Source organism: Methanolobus vulcani, assembly GCF_006546655.1.
GTDB lineage: Archaea > Halobacteriota > Methanosarcinia > Methanosarcinales > Methanosarcinaceae > Methanolobus > Methanolobus vulcani_A.
The window spans coordinates 194,538-211,175 of record NZ_VIAQ01000006.1 but is presented as its reverse complement, the minus strand read 5'-3'; the positions used below and the strand labels follow the sequence as shown (position 1 = coordinate 211,175).

Below are 16,638 nucleotides of genomic sequence, written 5' to 3'. Positions count from 1 at the left end.
GTCAATACCCGGAGATTAGATATTATTCCTAAAAAGTGAGGGATTTATTCTCCCTCAATAATTCCTTCATCGACAAGGAACTGATAAGCAATGTCTCTTGGTTCCTTTTGTTCTATATCGAACTGATAGTTCAACTGTCTCATGGTGTCAGTATCAATTGCACCATCAAGTTTCTGCATTGCAGCAATTGCATCAGGGTTTTCTTCTGCAAATTCCTCTGTTACTATAAGGATTGCATCATAAGGTGGCAGTGCATTCTTATCATCTTCAAGAACACGAAGTTCAAATACTTCATTTCTTGTATCTGTGGTGTAAGCAGAGATTGCATTAACCTCGTCACTTTTGATGGCTTCATACATTACAGTAGCAACAGCCTGTTTATAGTCCATGAATTCAAAGCCGTATACTTCAGTTATACGTGGCAATCCATCTTCACGTGTGGCAAACTCAGGATCAGTGCCGATTGTCATTTCTGCTGCATAAGGTTCAAGGTCGCTTATCTTTGTGACATTGTTCTCAGCAGCCCAGTCTTCCTGAACAGCTATGGCATATGCATCCTCAAAACCAAGGTTGCTTACTATCATTACTCTGTCCTGTTCCATGAGACCTTCTTCGGTCATGTTGTAAACTACCTGCCTGTCCCAGTCATCGAGTTGTTCAAGGCTGAGTATCTGGCTGTAAGCAGTACCGGTATATTCGGCATATGTGTGTATCTGGCCTGCCTTCAGGGCTTCGTAATTAACAAAAGTGCCACCAAGTCCCTGTTTGACATCGGTATCATATCCTGCATCTTCAAGGACAAGAGCGGTCATATGAGCAAGAATATAGGATTCCTGGAAAAGTTTTGAGCCTATAACAATGGTGCCTTTTTCCATCTGGGAATCGCCTCCATCATCCATACCCGTGTCTTCCTGCATTTCATTCGTTTCTTCAGCGCAGCCGGCCACAAAAAGAGCCATAATTACAACTAAAAGTATCAAAATCTTCTTCTTCACTGTTTAACACCCCGAAAATCGCTTGTTATCCGTAATTGTAATTCGATAACGACTTCCCAATAAGAAAGATGAAGTGGATTTTTTATAAATGTAACTGATTTTCAAGGAGTTAAACTTCAAATGTCTTTAAGTTCGATACTTAACACTTAAAAATTGAAAATTTAAAGTTCACAGAAATTGTGCTTAAGTTTCTCTGTAAGCTTGATATTCTCTGAATAATCCACCGGAACATCCAAAAGCCAGACACCGCCTGCTTCAAGTGCATCAGTAAGCCTTGGTTTTAACTCTTCAGCAGTTTCAAGCCTTACTCCTTTTGCACCAAAACTTTCAGCAAGTTTCACAAAATCAGGGTTTGTGAAATCAATTCCCATGGTTTCATTGAAGGCTTTCCTTTCATGCCATTCGATGAGTCCGTACTTTGAATCATCAAAAATAACAACAACAAAATTACAGCCAAGTCTGACAGCAGTTTCAAGATCCTGTAGATTCATAAGGAAACCACCATCTCCTGCAATTGCAACGACCTTCTTTTCAGGTTTAATTATACTTGCTGCAATGGCACTGGGGAGTGCAAATCCCATGGTTGCAAGTCCGTTGGAAATAAAAACTGTATTTGGTTCGCATGCAGGGAAAAGCCTTCCGATCCACAATTTATGAGCACCGACATCACTGATGAGAATATCTCCCCTATCCATTGTTTCCCGTACATCTGAGAGTATCTTTTGGGGTTTCATGGGGAAAGACATGTCTTCAGCGTAGTCCTCAATTTCGGCCATCATTCTGGCACGGACCTTCTGGAATCTTTCATGCATTTCCTTTTTAAAATCACAATATTGTCTGAGATTGAAAAGTGTCTGTTTGATGCTTCCGACAAGAAGAATATCAGGAATATATGTTTCATCAATTTCCGGATGGTCTGTGTGAATGTGAATTATCTTCTTTGATTTGTCAGGGTTCCAGAATTTTGGTGTGTATTCAACATAATCAAAGCCAACACATATTACAAGGTCAGCCATCTCAAAACCACACATTATGTGGTCGTGGTCCTTGATACCCATTGAACCAAGGTAATGAGTATTATCAGCAGGTATTGCACCTTTTCCCATGAAAGTTGAAACAACGGGAAGACCTGTAGACTGAACGAGTTTTCTGAGTTCACCAGCTGCATCTTCCCTGAACACTCCATTACCTGCAAGGATTATTGGCATTGAACTGCTCTTTATCATCTCTGCAGCTCTTTTAAGTTCACTTTCGTCCAGGAGTCTGATATGCGGATAGTCCTTCTTTAATATCGGTTCTTTTGATGTTTCTTCTTTAGCCACATCTTCCGGAAGCTCAATATGGGTAGCTCCGGGTCTGTCTGCTGCAATATCAAAAGCCTTGTGAACTATCTCAGGAATAAAATCGGCTCTTGTGACCTTTGAGTTCCATGTTGTGAATTGTTTGAAAGCCGTTACAATATCGATATACTGATGCGAATCCTTATGTGTTTTTTCAAGGGCAGACTGGCCTGTGATTGCCACAAGAGGTGCTCTGTCAAGCTGTGCGTCTGCAATTCCGGTTATAAGATTTGTGGCTCCCGGTCCCAGTGTTGCAAGACAGACTCCTGGCTTGTGTGTGAGCCTCCCATACATGTCTGCCATAAAAGCAGCACTCTGCTCATGTCTTGTGGGGATGAATTTGATATTTGATTTCCTGAGTGATTCGGTAAGGTCGATGGTTTCCTCTCCCGGAACTCCGAATATGTATTCTACGCCCTCATTTTCAAGGCATTTCACAAAAAGATCGCTAGCTTTCATTTTTAATACACCTTCATGGATTTCACGTTCATGAATTCCAGCATTCCATGGCGGTACATCTCCCTGCCGATTCCGCTCTTTTTCATTCCCCCAAAAGGAAGTCTTGGATCAGATGATACAATGTTGTTGACAGTTATTACACCGGCTTCGATGTGTCGTGTCATCCTCATGGCTCTATGCTTATCCCTGCTCCAGATGCTGGCTCCAAGCCCGAATTCAGTATTGTTAGCAATTTTAATAGCGTCTTCCTCATTATTGAAAGTTATTATGGGTGCAACAGGACCAAACGTTTCTTCCGTTACAACAGGAGCCATTTTGTCTACATTGCTGAGAACAACAGGTTTGTAAAAATATCCTTCTTCATCTGTCCTGCCACCTTCCAGAATTGTTTTTGCTCCTGATTTCATGCTCAGTCTTATCTGCTCTTCCAGACATTTTATTTGTATTTCACCTGCCATCGGTCCTATATCAGTAGCAGGATCCATTGGATCTCCTATTTTGAGGTCTTTTACGTGTTCTGTGAATTTCTCGGTGAAATCTCCGGCAATTTTCTCATCAACCAGTAAACGTTTGGCTGCAATACAGCTTTGTCCGCAGTTCTGAAATCTCGCTATAACTGCTGCTTTAGCAACTTTCTCGACATCTGCATCTTCCAGCACTATCAGAGGATCGCTGCCTCCAAGTTCAAGGATGAATTTCTTAATGCTTTTTCCAGCGGCTTCTGCTACCATTTCTCCTCCTGGACGACTGCCTGCAAAAGAAACAGCGTTTATTTCATCTCTTGAAATCACTGAGGATGCAGTGTTGCCATCTACAAGAAGTGTCTGGTACACACCCTCTGGAAATCCAGCCTCAATGAATATATTCTCAATTTCAAGAGCACACATAGGAACATTACTGGCATGTTTCAGTAACACAGTATTTCCACCAGCAACAGCCGGAATACCAAATCTTAATGCCTGCCAGAATGGAAAATCCCAGGGCATTATACTGAGTATAACACCAGTCGGTTCATAAACATATCCAGAGGTTTCAGCATCGGTTTCCACAAATTCAGATGCCAGAAAACTTTCAGCATTGTTTGCAAAGTAATCACATGTCCATGCGCACTTTTCAATTTCCGACAGTGACTCCTTGATAGGTTTGCCCATTTCTTTTGTAATGAGCTCTGCTAGCTCTTCTTTTCTGTTTCTCAGAACCTCACCCACACATTCGATGGAGAAAGTTCTTTCACAGAGTGGTTCGTTTTTCCATTGAGCAAATGCTTTTCGGGAATCTCCTATCTTCTGATTCACAACTTGCTGAGAATAGAGGTCAAATTCTCCGTTCAATTCTTTTGTTGCAGGATTAACAGACTTAATTTTCCCCAATTGGAATTCCTCTCACTTGTTATTGGAATAAGGGCTTTTAAAATCCAGATTCCTTCTTTTATATAATAGTTGATGTGATATATAATTGCTTAGCAAGCCTTTCATATTTTAAGAGGAATTGGATTATGATACTGTTCTGGATTCTGAATGTATCTTTGGAACTTTTTGCATCATTTACGATGGAGGGATCATAAGTCATCATCCGATTAGTAATAAGCAATTCATGAATATCATGAATAAAAAGAGAAAATGAGACTAAAAGTCTATTTGAATTAATTTCATTCACATCAGCTTTAAAGACTTGATATTCATAAACTCGAGGAACCCATGTCTTGAAAGCTCCCTGCCCATTCCGCTTTTCTTAACTCCGCCAAATGGCAGGCATGCCTGCGGTGTGCAGAATGAGTTTACACCTACCATTCCTGTTTCAAGCTCAGATGCAACTCTCATAGCCCTGTCACGTTCCTGGCTCCAGACACTGGCACCCAGCCCAAACTCTGAATCGTTTGCAAGTTCAATGGCTTCATCCTCGGTTTTCACAGTAATTATCGGTGCCACAGGTCCGAAAGTTTCCTCTGTCATGACCTTCATGTCCCTTGTAACTCCGGTGAGAACAGTAGGAGAATACATGTACCCCTGACTTGCCATTCTTCCACCGGGGACAAGAGGGTTTGCACCTTTTGATATTGCATCTTTTACCTGATCTTCAAGCACAAGCATTTGCTCATTCCTGACCATTGGTCCAATGTCTGTTTCAGGGTCCATTGGATCTCCTACCTTCAGATTGAGCGTTTCTTCCACAAACTTTTCCGTGAACTCTTCAGCAACCTCCTCCATGACTATGAAACGCTTGGCTGCAATGCAAGTCTGTCCGGTATTGATAAAACGGCTTGGAACTCCTACCTTTGCAGCCATCTCAACATTGGCATCATCAAGGATTATGAACGGGTCACTTCCGCCAAGTTCCAGCACGAATTTCTTCATGTTATGGGCGGCAAGCTCGGCAACTTTCTGTCCTGCATCGTATCCTCCTGTGAATGATACTGCTTTCACTTCCTTCCGTGAAATAAGTGAGGATGCAGTCTTTCCATCAACAATCATTGTCTGGAAGACACCTTCAGGAAATCCGGCTTCAAGGAAAATGTTCTCAATCTCAAGGGCACACAGGGGAACGTAACTCGAATGCTTGAGTAGCATGACATTTCCACCAGCCAGTACGTGTGCTGCTGCACTGAGGACCTGCCAGAACGGGTAATTCCAGGGCTTAATCGCAAGCACAGTTCCCATTGGTTCGTAATGGATCATCTGGTCGCATGCACCCTCTTCCGCAGGCTCAGGTTCAAGCAGCTTTTCGGCATTATCAGCAAAATAATCAAACATTGTCGCACATTTTGCAACCTCAGGAACAGCCTGCTTCATGACCTTTCCCATCTCTGTAGTGATGAGTTTTCCATATTCTCCCTTGTTTTTCCGTAACAGCTCAGCAAATTTCTTCAGAAGCTCATTACGCTCAGAAATATCAGTTCTTTTCCATTCCCTGAACGTTTCAGCAGATTTCTTGAGCATCCGGCTCACCTGTTCGTCGGTGTGCATTTCAACTTCGCTGATAACTTTTCCTGTTGTGGGGTTAATGGATGAGATTTTTGCCATGATAAATCCTCTGATAGCAATATAATTGAAATCTTACATATTTGCTATTGTTGAATGTAGTTAAAAGTGAGAGTATTAATGATTATCTTTAATAGTTTACATCATTGCTATCTGCACAACACTCGGATACTTCTTCATAATCGTATAAGCTATGGACCTGCCAATCCATAATTTTCCCTGCTGCATCCTTCTCATTTTACTCATTTCTCCTAATATCTGTAAAGCTTCAAGAGCCACGGGTTCATTGAGATAACAACTGTCAGGAACCCTGTTATCTGAAAAAAAGATAATGGGTATTTTCAGTTTCCTGTGCAGGTCGGTTGGCAGTTTATTTCCCAGTTCTTCCAGTATGTCCTTATCAAAGACATGTTCGTTTCCTGCTTTTGTTCTGGATACAGGTCTTTCTTCCGTTAGTAGCTGGGCAAGAGTCTTACGTTCAGAAACAAGTCCCTCGTTAATTTTTCCTACTTCAATTCTCATCCAGCGCATAAGGACGGAGTCATCGGAAACTGGAATTCTGCCAGACATAATCTTCAACAATCCTATGTGACTTTTTATTGAAATTGGTTTTGAAAGCCACAAGCAAAATTAATTTATGCAACATTGCAATTATATTATGCATCTATGGCTATAGGAACAATTATTCTGGCACTGGTTGGAATTTATTTGCTGGTGATCTACAACAGTAGATTTGAAGATCAAAATCTAATAAACCGAACGATAGCTATATTGTTCTTTCTGGGCCTGATAATATCAGCCTCGGTAATTCTTGGTTTTTTCATAGAATCAATAGCTGGCTTAGTCATGTATCCTTATGTAGCATTTTTTGTAATTCCTGCAATGATAGCCACGCTATTATACCGCAGATTCTCTGCAATGAAGGACATTGAGATTGTGTCATTGTTCATCTGGGGAATTCTATCATTATTAGCAGGCAGTTTCATCGGATTTTTCATGACAATGGACAATCCCTCATTGACATATCTTGATATCACTGAATTTAGTCGAAATAGCTGGATGCTTCATGTGACCCTGAAAAATATGGGCATTTATCTGTTGAATACGTTGATGGTTTCCATTCCTTATGCAATGCATTCCAGAACAGACAACAGGATATATTCCGTAATATGGAGCCTGATTATTGTCTTTTTAGCTCTCATTTATGCTTATGTTATGACTTACCTGTTGTATGGTCTGTAATTTTCAAATAAATTTCAAGGATAATCATTTAAACTTTGTGAACAAGTATTGATTATGGGTGCTTTAAAGCTTCTGAAGGAACATGAAAACGTTATTAAAGAACGGTTTTGTGTTGAAAAAATAGGTATTTTTGGTTCATTTGCCAGAGGTGAAGCACTGGATAAAAGTGATGTGGACGTACTTGTAGAGTTTACCGAAGGCAAAAAGACATTTGATAATTTTATGGAACTAAAATTCTATCTTGAAGAGCTTTTTGGAAGAGATGTGGATCTGGTAATTGAAACAGCTATTAAACCCAAATTGAAGGGTTACATCATGAGGGAAGCTGTTTATGCCTGAATCTTGTGAAGTGCCATCTGTTTTTGAAACATCCATTAAAAAAGTCAAGACCGCTGTTCTTCAGGCTTTTGAAAATGAAAATGTTAAAATATTCCTCTTCGGTTCAAGGGCAAAAGGAAATGCTCACAGCACATCTGATATTGATGTTGGAATCCTGCCATCCGGCTGTTTTGACAGAAAAAAGATAACTGCCTTGAGAGCAGAATTAGAGGAGATGAACATTCCCTATACTGTGGACCTTGTAGACCTTTCCATAGTTTCAGAGGAATTCAGGCAGCAGGTGTTCAAGGAGGGAGAAATATGGAAAGGGAAAGGCAGTACAAACTCGAAATGAACGCAAAGGTTGCAAAAAGAGCCCTTGATACTCTTCAGGAAATAATGGATGAAAAATATTCCGTAATAATCAGGGACGCAGCTATCCAGCGTTTTGAGTACACCTTTGAAGCCATCTGGAAACTTGTAAAAGAATATCTCTTGGAAAGAGAAGGTGTGATATGCAATTCTCCTAAATCATGCTTCCGTGAAGCTTTCAAAATGCACCTCATAAATGAGGATGAGAGCATGCAGGCTCTGTACATGACCGACGACAGGAACATGACAACTCACACATATCACGAGGATGTTGCAGAAGAGATATACAAAGAACTTTCAGGATACTACGCCCTCATGAATAAAATATACACAAGAATAGTCAAAGAATGCCTGTAATCAAAATCTTGTTTTTTCCTGTTTTGTCCCAGTTTTCAAACTTCAGACTAATATTCATATGAGTTCATCAAGATGGTCAAACCTGAGTTTATAATAGGTTCCTCTTCCTGTTCTTCCTACCTGCACGAGAATCTTTTTCTGAACCAGGTCTTGCAGATCACGTTTTGAGGTTGAAACACTCAGATCACATAATTTTTGGTGTTCTTTATTGGTTATCCTTCCCATCTCACGAGCAAACCTGATAGCTTCCAGCTGGCGATCTTTCAATCCGGTCTGGATGTATTTACCAATGGTTCCATAGTCTCGACTGATATTCAATACCGCGTTCTCAACCCTTGAAACCTTAAGGGCAAGCCCATACAGGTAATATTCCAGCCATTCATTGATGTCAGGTTTACTGTTGCCCCTTCCATCAAGTTTTTCAAAATAGTCTCTTTTTCTCTGGTTGAAGAACTCTTCTATGGTGAACAATTTCTTTGCTTCCTTGAAATTCTGTGAAAGCATGTAGGATGAAATAATTGTGGCAATAGTAATGCTTCCTTTTTCAAATGGATGCATTCGATAAAGCTCAAAAAGAACAATACCAGCTTTCAGTGTTGGAAGTAGATCTTCTGATTCTTCTCCGTATGCCCACTCCAGCAGGTCCCTGATGCAATATCTCACTCTCTCCGGTTCCATAAAGCCTTCTGCTACGGCGGTGCGGTATTTTCCAATTTCATCTTCAGGGACCATATCCTTCATGGCTATCCTGTGAAGTGTGAATATCGTATCCTCAGTAATTTCCTCATTTTCCATTTCCTGCAGGTATTGATTTAGTTCCAGGAAGTTCAGCACCTGTTTCTTGTCAGTCTCATCTCCAAAAATATCCTGGCCGTTTACAAGTTTTGTGACCTGCCTGATTGAAAGGCTGTTCTCTTCCAGACTGGTAGCATGATATGCAAGTCTGAAAAGATTGTTGATCTGAAGCCTTCTTTCCCATGAAGGCGGCACGTGTGTATTGAGAATTATCTCTCTTGCTGCATGTATTCGTGCTAGTAGTCGCACTATTCTGTCGTTGTACTGGAAGTCCGGCTGGTACATGCTTCATGTCTCCGTTTTTTACCATTATTTGACTGGCTAAATATAAATTCTTTAACTACGACTTATAATTATGGATGCTAAGGAAGACCTGAATACTACAGCAGAGAAGATAAAGACTATGGAAATAAGAGGTGCCGGAAGAATTGCAGTTGCAGCTTCCGCAGCACTCAGGGATTATGTAATGACACTGAAATCACTGCCAATGAGTGAGTTCAACGTCAAACTTGAAGAAGCTGCAAAAATACTTGTGGATACCAGACCAACAGCAGTCTCTCTTCCAAATGCGGTTGCCCTTACAAAAAGGCACAGTGCAAACAATGTCTATGACGCAATCGATGAGATTGCAAAGAACGCAGAGAAGTTCATAACAAACGCAGAGCAGGCACTTGGTAAGATCGGAAAGATAGGTGCTGAACGCATCCATGATGGCGATGTCATCATGACACACTGCAATTCCCACGCAGCACTCTCAATTATCAAAACTGCTTTTGACCAGGGAAAGGATATATCAGTAATTGCCACAGAATCCAGACCCCGAAGACAGGGTTTCATCACTATCAGGGAATTGAATGACTATGGAATTCCTACAACTCTTATCGTTGATTCGGCTGTGAGACTGACCATGAAAGAAGTTGACCTTGTTGTAGTTGGCGCAGATTCAATTACTGTCAACGGCGCACTCATAAATAAGATTGGTACTTCCCAACTTGCAATGGCAGCCCAGGAAGCCCGCAAAAATGTAATTGTTGCTGCAGAGACCTATAAATTCAGTCCTCGCACTCTTCTTGGAGAAATGGTAGAGATCGAGGATCGTTCAAGTGATGAGGTTATAGATGCTGATATTCTCAAAGAGCTTCCGAATGTAAAAGTAAGAAATCCGGCTTTCGATGTAACTCCGGCAGAATACATTGACCTCATCATCACTGAAGTCGGTGCTTTCCCGCCTGCAATGGCTTTCACAATTCTCAGGGATTATCTGGGTCTTGAAATTGAAGTTTGAATAACAAAAATAAATTAACGAATTGTTTTTTGGAAAGTCTCAGTCTTTCCAGTTCCACCATTTTAGAAGTTCAGGGTCATGCTCATCGTTGGATGCAAAATAAACCGCTTCCCTGAAAACATAGAGCATGCACCTGTCCACATGCATCCCCTGAAAATCACATAATTGCTGATAAAGAACTTCAGGGTCTCTGTCCTGAAGGTCTGAAACACTTCTAATTCCAAGATTCCAGAGATCATCAGCAATCTTTTTTCCAACACCGGGGATAATCATGAGTTCTTTAATAACGGCTTTATATTCCTCATTTTCAGAATTGGGTTTTGTGTCTTTTGATTTCATGGCATCCTCAAATCTCACTTTTTCCCCACGGTTGCAACATAAATAACAAACTCATTCTCACCATCAATTCCCATTGCAGGATTGATCTCTTCATCAAGGAATGCTGCAATGGCACAAACACCACAGCCCACGGATTCTGCACTGAGATAGAGGTTCTGGCAAACGTGTCCGGCATCAAGATGCAGGTACCTGTAACCTCTCTGTTCGTATCTCCATGTCATTCTGTAGGGAACCGCTGTCCAGATGAACGTAGCGGCACTGCTGGTGACAAAAGACTGGTCGAGGCATCCATGTCTGATATTTATTGCAATATCTTTTTCAGTGTTTATTTCCACAAGCTTGTGCTCGATGGGAAGAAATCTATAGAGGCCCTTTTCAAGTCCTTTGACATTGTTTGCGAGAATATATGTTTCCAGAGCATGTCTTGCTCCTGCTGATGGTACTGTCCTGAAAGTTGCAGCGTTCCTGACTACTTCCTTTACTCCCTGAGTACTCCAGAGCAGGTAGGAAAGTTCTTCCAACAAAAGCGGCTCAGAACTGTAATTCCTGACACTTGTTCTCTTTTCGATAGCTTTTCTGAGGTCAATGTTGTCAACTTTAATGTCCTCTGGTGAGGGGAGATCGATTACCCTCTTGCCTTCCTCTGCGCCAAGTTCCAGATCAGGATTAGGATATCCAATTGACTGGTCAGACCTGTCAAGATACCGATACTGTGTCTTTTCCATGAATTCTTTCCCAAATTCTCCCAAGATATTATCCTCCCACCATCTTCTTAAAATGAGTTTATTCGTTCTTTATACATCTTGCTTTTATAACTATAAAGGAACCTCTTCCAAATCCTTTCTCTGCCTCTTCTGGTCGATGAATAAGATTCAGGGGTTTGAAAAGTGTCTGCATGACAGTTATATCACCGAAACCGTGTTCTTCCAATAATGATACTATATCTTCTGTAGTACGAAAAACAATATTTCTGTAGAATCTGCTTTTTGGTGCTTTTTTACGGTACTTCTTACCGAGAATACTGTTCTTTTCGACAAAAGCGATGATAAAGTGTCCTTCTGGAGTTAGTATCCGATGCAATTCTTGAAGTGTCAGGTCTGCATCCATTAAACAAAAACTTGTAACTATCAGGGCAAGTTCCATAGACGAGCTTTTGACAGGAAGTGCTTCTGAAACTCCTTTTATACATCTGACTCCTCTGCATGCTGCAATCTCCAGCATACTGACAGAAGGATCAATTCCGCAGTTGATATCCAGTTTCGATGCAAACCTACCTGTTCCCACTCCAATCTCTATGCTGTTCTTTCCAGTATCCGAGGGCATCAGTTTTCGGATGGCTTCTATTTCAGAAGCATAGACTACCGGATTCCTGTCGTACCAGCTATCATAGTCCTTAGCATGTTTGTCATAAACAGTTTTCTTCATACCAATCATTCCCATACAGAAATCTCTGAAAGAAACTATAAAAGCTTTGATGCTTCTCTAAATTATATGGTAGTTAGATGTGAGTGGGCTGAAACAAACGAACATGAAATTGATTATCATGAAACAGAATGGGGAGTTCCTGAACATGATGACAGGAAACTCTTTGAGTTCCTGGTACTTGAAGGAGCACAGGCAGGACTTAGCTGGGATACTATCCTGAAAAGAAGGGAGAATTACAGGAAAGCCTTTGATGATTTTGATTTCGAGAAAGTAGCTGCTTATGATGAATCAAAAATTGACGAACTTTTGCAGGATTCCGGAATTATCAGGAACAAACTGAAAGTGTGTTCTGCTGTCAATAATGCAAAAGCTTACATTAAAATTAGAGATGAGTTCGGTTCTTTTGATGCTTATCTCAGGACATTCCTGCCTGATGGCAAACCAATACAGAATTCATGGAAAACAATGGATGAAATTCCTGCAAAAACTGAGCTTTCTGAAAAGATAAGTAAGGACATGAAAAAGAGAGGCTTTTCTTTTGTGGGTCCCACGATAATCTATGCTTTCATGCAGGCTGTGGGAATGGTTAATGACCATGTTGTGGATTGCTTCAGGCATGAAGAATGCCGGAAAATGCGGTGAATAGTATTATTTTTGATTTTTTGTATTTCTTTTCCAGCACCTGTAAATGAATATAGAAATTGCAGGTATGAACGAAAGTGCACAGAACATATAGATTGTCAAGGGACCAATTGTCCATAGTAGCGGATTATCCGAAATTGGCTAGAATGGAGAAATATCTGTATAGAGAGGTGCGTCCAGAAGTACATGACTCCAGGTTCCGATAATTGAACCGAGTATGATTGAATTTAATGAGTAACTCTGCTCTATCCTCAGTTTATTGGTAATTTTCTGCAACCACTTCCTTTGAGAAAAAATGAGCCATGCAATTAGTAGTCCTACAATGGTTGCAGCCAGGAAAGTATGAAGTGGTCCGTGCAAAGGCCGACAGCCTGCAAATAAACAATAGGTTGCGCGCACATCGATTATAATACTTCCAATTAAAATAGAAAAAAGATTGACCTTTTTCTCGAAGAGTTCTCCGAGAAGAAAGGCGGGTCCTAAATGAAAAGGTGTGAAGGGCATTTACATCAGGTCAGATACCCGAATGGGCTGTCCTCATAGTAATATACCAGTTCAGCAGTTGCATCTGCGTCAGCCTCTGAGCCAAAAAGCAGGCTTGAAAGGGTTGGTTTGTTCATGTAAACTATTGTTGGGTCATCCACTCCTGCAAGGTCTGCTGCCATGTCAATGGCATCATAGAAATTACCCAGTTCATCCACAAGTCCAAGTTCCTTTGCTTCTCTTCCTGTGTAGATTCTACCGTCTGCAAGGCTCTTGACTTCACTGACACTCATGTCCCTGCTTTCTGCTACATCCGCAACGAAGTTGCTGTAAACTTCCGCTACAACCTTGTTGGCATATTCCTTCTCATCATCGGAAAGTCCTCTGGCAGCATTGCCCATGTCCTTGAATTCACCGGATTTAACAATATAGTATTCCACGCCTTCTTTGTCATAGTATTCCGACAGGTTCTGGAATTGCCATATGGTACCTATGCTTCCGGTCATTGTTGACGGGTTAGCAACAATAAGGTCTGCTGGCGATGAGAGGTGGTAGGCTGCACTTGCTGCTGTGCTTCCCATTGAGACAACTACAGGTACACCGCTTTCACTTGCTTTTTTAACTTCTTCATATGCTTCTTCGCCAGCTGTTGAAGATCCTCCGCCACTGTTGATCCTCAATACTATGGCTTTGACATCATCATCATTCAGGGCTTTTCTGATGTTGTCAGATATCTCTTCAGAGCTTGCATAGCCAAGTCCACCAGGTACACTGCTTGTAACCATGGTTCCTTCTATGTAAATTACAGCAATCTTATCGTTTGAAGAGTAAAGATCGCCATTAAATGACTGGTAAATAGCTGCAAAACCTATGCCGATGACGAACAGGAGAAACAGGACAATGGCAACATACTGCCATTTACGGCTTTTTTTCTTCTTAACGACAGGAGTTTCCCGGGATGGTTCGTAATAACCTGTTCCTGTTTGTGGTGCGGGTTCTGCTACTTCCTCTTTTACAGGAGTTTCAGGGGCAGCATTTACAGGTTCACCGCTCACAATGTCGTTTGAAGTCTCTTCTTCAACCTGGGTTTCAACCTCTTCCTTAACAGGTTCGGATGTTTCAACTATAACAGGTGAATCATCTTCAGTAATCTCATCACTTGTTTCTATTTCAGCATCTTCGGATACACCGCTGGTCTGGATCTCGTCGCTTTCGGTTTGAGTGTCATCACTCTTGTTTTTATCAATACTATACGGGTAAAGATGATATTCGCTATCATCCTCTGTGTTTTTATCTGAATTATCTCCGTTCATCTATTTAATCCATCCCACGTATGAAATGTATTTGCACATTCAAAAACCTTCCCTTGTGGCTAGCGAGCGAAATATATTTTATAATTGCACGCAATGCAACACAATATATATTGATCATATTTTTAGTGGAGATAATAAATGTCAAATATTCCTTCTGATAAACCCGTGCTTGTCACATGTGGTCTTCCTTATGCAAATGGAAAGGCGCATGTGGGGCACCTTAGAACATACATTCCCGCAGATATTTTTGTGAGATCTCTCCAGAAGAACTCACAGGAAACAACATTTGTCTGTGGTTCCGATACCCACGGTACTCCTATTGTGGTAAATGCCGAGGAACTTGGCACAACACCCAAGGAACTTGTGCAGCAGTACCATACTCATTTTGATGAAGTCTTCAAGAAGATGGGTGTGGAGTTTGATGCATTCGGAACAACCGATGATGAAGAGAACCACAACCGTACAACTGAGATCGTTGACAAACTTATTGAAAAGGGATATGTTTATCCAAAGGTAATCGAGATCGCTTACTGCCCACAGTGTGACCGTTTCCTTCCTGACAGGTATGTTGCAGGTACATGTCCGCATTGTGGCGAAAAAGCACGTGGAGATGAGTGTGACCAGGGTTGTGGAAAACATCTGGAACCCGGGGAGCTTAATGAACCAATTTGTACAATATGTAAAGGTCCTGCCGAATATAAGGAACAGGAACACTTTTTCTTCAAGCTTTCAGAATTCAAGGATTTCCTCATGGAACACCTTGAGAACCTTGGTGGCACATTAAATGCACGTAACTATGCAATGGGCTGGATCAAGCAGGAGCTTACTGACTGGTGTATCACCAGAAACCTTGAATGGGGTGTAAGATTCCCCGGACATGATGAACTTGTAGTTTACGTATGGGTTGATGCACCTATCGGTTATATGGCTTTCACAGAAGAATGGGCAGAAGCAACCGGTGGAGACTGGGAGAAGTTCTGGAAAGGAGATTGTCCGATTGTCCACTTCATTGGTGGGGACATAATTTATCACCACTGTATTTTTTGGCCTGCAATGCTCAAAGGAGCAGACTACAGCCAGCCGTCAGCAGTTGTTGCATCAGGTATGCTGAAAATTGAGGATAAGACTTTCTCCAAGAGTCGCGGATATGTTGTATGGGTTGAGGAAGATTACCTTGACCATGGGTTCCATCCTGACCTTCTCAGGTATTATCTTGTAAGTTACACTTCACACACCAAGGAAGTCAATTTCTCATGGAAGATATTCCAGGATAAGATAAACACCGAACTTGTTGGTGTATTGGGCAATTTCCTGTACAGGAACCTGCTCTTTTCTTTCAAGAACTTCGGTGAGATCCCAGAGGGAGATATCGACCCTGAGGTCATAGAGAAGATCAATTCAACCATTGAAGAGGTTGTTAGGGCAAACTCGGAGTATGAGTTCAAGAAAGCTGCTGACACTGCAATGGCTCTTGCATCATACGGAAATTCATACTTCCAGTCAAACGAACCCTGGAAGCTCATTAAGGAAGATAAGGACGCCTGTGGAAAGGTTGTTAAGAACTGTATACAGCTTGCCAAGGCACTTATCCTGCTGTTCGAACCAATGACACCCGGCAGCATGGAAGTTGCGTGGAAGCAGATTGGTATGGATTCTGATGTTCATGAAGTTACATATGAAGAAGCAACTGTTCCTGTTGTAAGCGGAACAAAACTCGCAAAGCCTGGAATTCTCTTCACCAAGTTAGAAGATGATAAGATCAATGAGATGGAAGCAATATCGTCAAAGCGCGTAAAGGCAGCAATGGCAAAGGAAGCAGGCATTGAGGAAGTAGAAATTATGGAATACAAAGATGAAATAGAATATGATGATTTTGCAAAGCTTGATATCAGGGTTGGTAAGATCGTAACCGCTGAGAAGATCAAGAAATCAAAGAAACTCCTTCGTCTTGAGGTTGATATCGGAGATGAAGAACCAAGACAGGTTGTTGCAGGTCTTGCAGAGTACTACCAGCCTGAGGAAATGGTCGGCAAGACTGTCAATGTGCTTGTAAACCTGAAACCTGTAAAGCTCTGTGGTGTTGAATCACAGGGAATGCTTCTGGCAGCAGATGCCGGCGAGCAGGTGTCTCTGCTGACAACTGACAAGGATATGGATGCAGGTTCCTGCATCAGATGATTTTGTTTTATCGAAGGGTGCATTACTGCACCCTGTTGACTTTTTTCTCATTTTGATTCCCTTTTCAATTTACTCTATGTTGTTTTTTGCGATGATACTTTTATTTATGAATATTTT

Annotated in this window: 19 protein-coding genes; 8 read left to right on the top strand and 11 right to left on the bottom strand. The window is 41.4% G+C overall.

The features are described from left to right. Window positions 1-44 precede the first annotated feature (44 nt). The 3 genes from FKV42_RS01565 to FKV42_RS01555 form a co-directional block, all read right to left on the bottom strand. A complete protein-coding gene (locus tag FKV42_RS01565; RefSeq protein WP_196214008.1) occupies window positions 45-995 on the bottom strand; it encodes a glycine betaine ABC transporter substrate-binding protein in 951 nt (316 codons plus the stop codon). 161 nt (window positions 996-1,156) lie between these two features. Further along, on the bottom strand, window positions 1,157-2,794 hold the full coding sequence (locus FKV42_RS01560) for an acetolactate synthase large subunit (protein WP_154808478.1): 1,638 nt from the start codon (window positions 2,792-2,794) through the stop codon (window positions 1,157-1,159). Between the two features lie 2 nt (window positions 2,795-2,796). Beyond that, on the bottom strand, window positions 2,797-4,164 hold the full coding sequence (locus FKV42_RS01555; protein WP_154808477.1) for an NAD-dependent succinate-semialdehyde dehydrogenase: 1,368 nt from the start codon (window positions 4,162-4,164) through the stop codon (window positions 2,797-2,799). A 118-nt stretch (window positions 4,165-4,282) separates the two neighbouring features. On the opposite strand from FKV42_RS01555, the gene FKV42_RS01550 reads away from it, so the two are divergent. Beyond that, entirely contained in the window at window positions 4,283-4,417 is a 135-nt protein-coding gene (locus tag FKV42_RS01550) for a YoaP domain-containing protein (protein WP_154808476.1), read from the top strand. A 29-nt stretch (window positions 4,418-4,446) separates the two neighbouring features. Here FKV42_RS01550 and FKV42_RS01545 read toward each other — a convergent pair whose 3' ends face one another. Beyond that, window positions 4,447-5,814, bottom strand: a complete 1,368-nt coding sequence (locus tag FKV42_RS01545; RefSeq protein ID WP_154808475.1) for an NAD-dependent succinate-semialdehyde dehydrogenase — start codon at window positions 5,812-5,814, stop codon at window positions 4,447-4,449. A 96-nt stretch (window positions 5,815-5,910) separates the two neighbouring features. After that, window positions 5,911-6,342 carry a DUF61 family protein gene (locus FKV42_RS01540; protein WP_154808474.1) on the bottom strand — a complete coding sequence of 144 codons (432 nt, stop codon included), beginning with the start codon at window positions 6,340-6,342 and terminating at the stop codon, window positions 5,911-5,913. Window positions 6,343-6,438: 96 nt separating this feature from the next. On the opposite strand from FKV42_RS01540, the gene FKV42_RS01535 reads away from it, so the two are divergent. The 4 genes from FKV42_RS01535 to FKV42_RS01520 are packed head-to-tail and all read left to right on the top strand — an operon-like array spanning window position 6,439 to window position 8,061. Next, window positions 6,439-7,014, top strand: coding sequence for a hypothetical protein (locus FKV42_RS01535; protein WP_154808473.1), 576 nt, complete (start codon window positions 6,439-6,441; stop codon window positions 7,012-7,014). Window positions 7,015-7,068: 54 nt separating this feature from the next. Further along, window positions 7,069-7,353, top strand: coding sequence for a nucleotidyltransferase family protein (locus FKV42_RS01530; protein ID WP_154808472.1), 285 nt, complete (start codon window positions 7,069-7,071; stop codon window positions 7,351-7,353). Then, complete coding sequence (locus FKV42_RS01525; RefSeq protein WP_154808471.1) at window positions 7,346-7,687, top strand: nucleotidyltransferase domain-containing protein; 342 nt, start codon at window positions 7,346-7,348, stop codon at window positions 7,685-7,687. Before FKV42_RS01530 ends, FKV42_RS01525 begins: the two co-directional genes overlap by 8 nt. After that, window positions 7,654-8,061 (top strand): HI0074 family nucleotidyltransferase substrate-binding subunit, encoded by a 408-nt coding sequence (locus FKV42_RS01520; RefSeq protein WP_154808470.1) that lies wholly within the window; start codon window positions 7,654-7,656, stop codon window positions 8,059-8,061. Before FKV42_RS01525 ends, FKV42_RS01520 begins: the two co-directional genes overlap by 34 nt. A 54-nt stretch (window positions 8,062-8,115) precedes the next feature. Here the strand turns inward: FKV42_RS01520 and FKV42_RS01515 are convergent, their stop codons facing one another. Continuing rightward, window positions 8,116-9,141 carry a Fic family protein gene (locus FKV42_RS01515; protein ID WP_154808469.1) on the bottom strand — a complete coding sequence of 342 codons (1,026 nt, stop codon included), beginning with the start codon at window positions 9,139-9,141 and terminating at the stop codon, window positions 8,116-8,118. Between the two features lie 70 nt (window positions 9,142-9,211). On the opposite strand from FKV42_RS01515, the gene FKV42_RS01510 reads away from it, so the two are divergent. Next, window positions 9,212-10,141, top strand: coding sequence for a ribose 1,5-bisphosphate isomerase (locus tag FKV42_RS01510; RefSeq protein WP_154808468.1), 930 nt, complete (start codon window positions 9,212-9,214; stop codon window positions 10,139-10,141). Window positions 10,142-10,180: 39 nt separating this feature from the next. Here FKV42_RS01510 and FKV42_RS01505 read toward each other — a convergent pair whose 3' ends face one another. Genes FKV42_RS01505 through FKV42_RS01495 form a run of 3 tightly spaced genes read right to left on the bottom strand, consistent with a single transcriptional unit; the run spans window position 10,181 to window position 11,920 of the window. Further along, complete coding sequence (locus tag FKV42_RS01505; protein ID WP_230375392.1) at window positions 10,181-10,498, bottom strand: helix-hairpin-helix domain-containing protein; 318 nt, start codon at window positions 10,496-10,498, stop codon at window positions 10,181-10,183. Next, the gene (locus FKV42_RS01500) at window positions 10,495-11,229 is read right to left on the bottom strand and encodes a SagB/ThcOx family dehydrogenase (RefSeq protein ID WP_230375390.1); all 735 of its coding nucleotides are present in this window, start codon (window positions 11,227-11,229) and stop codon (window positions 10,495-10,497) included. Before FKV42_RS01500 ends, FKV42_RS01505 begins: the two co-directional genes overlap by 4 nt. A 34-nt stretch (window positions 11,230-11,263) precedes the next feature. After that, on the bottom strand, window positions 11,264-11,920 hold the full coding sequence (locus FKV42_RS01495; RefSeq protein ID WP_154808466.1) for a class I SAM-dependent methyltransferase: 657 nt from the start codon (window positions 11,918-11,920) through the stop codon (window positions 11,264-11,266). A 51-nt stretch (window positions 11,921-11,971) separates the two neighbouring features. Here FKV42_RS01495 and FKV42_RS01490 point away from each other — a divergent pair, with 51 nt between their 5' ends. After that, window positions 11,972-12,547 (top strand): DNA-3-methyladenine glycosylase I, encoded by a 576-nt coding sequence (locus FKV42_RS01490; RefSeq protein WP_154808465.1) that lies wholly within the window; start codon window positions 11,972-11,974, stop codon window positions 12,545-12,547. A gap of 141 nt (window positions 12,548-12,688) precedes the next feature. Here FKV42_RS01490 and FKV42_RS01485 read toward each other — a convergent pair whose 3' ends face one another. After that, window positions 12,689-13,051 carry a hypothetical protein gene (locus FKV42_RS01485; protein WP_154808464.1) on the bottom strand — a complete coding sequence of 121 codons (363 nt, stop codon included), beginning with the start codon at window positions 13,049-13,051 and terminating at the stop codon, window positions 12,689-12,691. A gap of 5 nt (window positions 13,052-13,056) precedes the next feature. Further along, complete coding sequence (sppA, locus tag FKV42_RS01480) at window positions 13,057-14,343, bottom strand: signal peptide peptidase SppA (RefSeq protein ID WP_154808463.1); 1,287 nt, start codon at window positions 14,341-14,343, stop codon at window positions 13,057-13,059. A gap of 138 nt (window positions 14,344-14,481) precedes the next feature. On the opposite strand from sppA, the gene metG reads away from it, so the two are divergent. Further along, the gene (gene metG / locus FKV42_RS01475) at window positions 14,482-16,521 is read left to right on the top strand and encodes a methionine--tRNA ligase (RefSeq protein ID WP_154808462.1); all 2,040 of its coding nucleotides are present in this window, start codon (window positions 14,482-14,484) and stop codon (window positions 16,519-16,521) included. Window positions 16,522-16,638 lie beyond the last annotated feature (117 nt).

Coding starts and splice junctions, on each gene's coding strand:
- FKV42_RS01520 (WP_154808470.1), top strand. CDS start 7,654: ATGGAAAGGGAAAGGCAGTACAAACTCGAAATGAACGCAAAGGTTGCA.
- FKV42_RS01535 (WP_154808473.1), top strand. CDS start 6,439: ATGGCTATAGGAACAATTATTCTGGCACTGGTTGGAATTTATTTGCTG.
- FKV42_RS01560 (WP_154808478.1), bottom strand. CDS start 2,794: ATGAAAGCTAGCGATCTTTTTGTGAAATGCCTTGAAAATGAGGGCGTA.
- FKV42_RS01540 (WP_154808474.1), bottom strand. CDS start 6,342: ATGTCTGGCAGAATTCCAGTTTCCGATGACTCCGTCCTTATGCGCTGG.
- FKV42_RS01545 (WP_154808475.1), bottom strand. CDS start 5,814: ATGGCAAAAATCTCATCCATTAACCCCACAACAGGAAAAGTTATCAGC.
- FKV42_RS01525 (WP_154808471.1), top strand. CDS start 7,346: ATGCCTGAATCTTGTGAAGTGCCATCTGTTTTTGAAACATCCATTAAA.
- FKV42_RS01490 (WP_154808465.1), top strand. CDS start 11,972: ATGGTAGTTAGATGTGAGTGGGCTGAAACAAACGAACATGAAATTGAT.
- FKV42_RS01530 (WP_154808472.1), top strand. CDS start 7,069: ATGGGTGCTTTAAAGCTTCTGAAGGAACATGAAAACGTTATTAAAGAA.
- FKV42_RS01515 (WP_154808469.1), bottom strand. CDS start 9,141: ATGTACCAGCCGGACTTCCAGTACAACGACAGAATAGTGCGACTACTA.
- sppA (WP_154808463.1), bottom strand. CDS start 14,343: ATGAACGGAGATAATTCAGATAAAAACACAGAGGATGATAGCGAATAT.
- FKV42_RS01510 (WP_154808468.1), top strand. CDS start 9,212: ATGGATGCTAAGGAAGACCTGAATACTACAGCAGAGAAGATAAAGACT.
- metG (WP_154808462.1), top strand. CDS start 14,482: ATGTCAAATATTCCTTCTGATAAACCCGTGCTTGTCACATGTGGTCTT.
- FKV42_RS01495 (WP_154808466.1), bottom strand. CDS start 11,920: ATGGGAATGATTGGTATGAAGAAAACTGTTTATGACAAACATGCTAAG.
- FKV42_RS01485 (WP_154808464.1), bottom strand. CDS start 13,051: ATGCCCTTCACACCTTTTCATTTAGGACCCGCCTTTCTTCTCGGAGAA.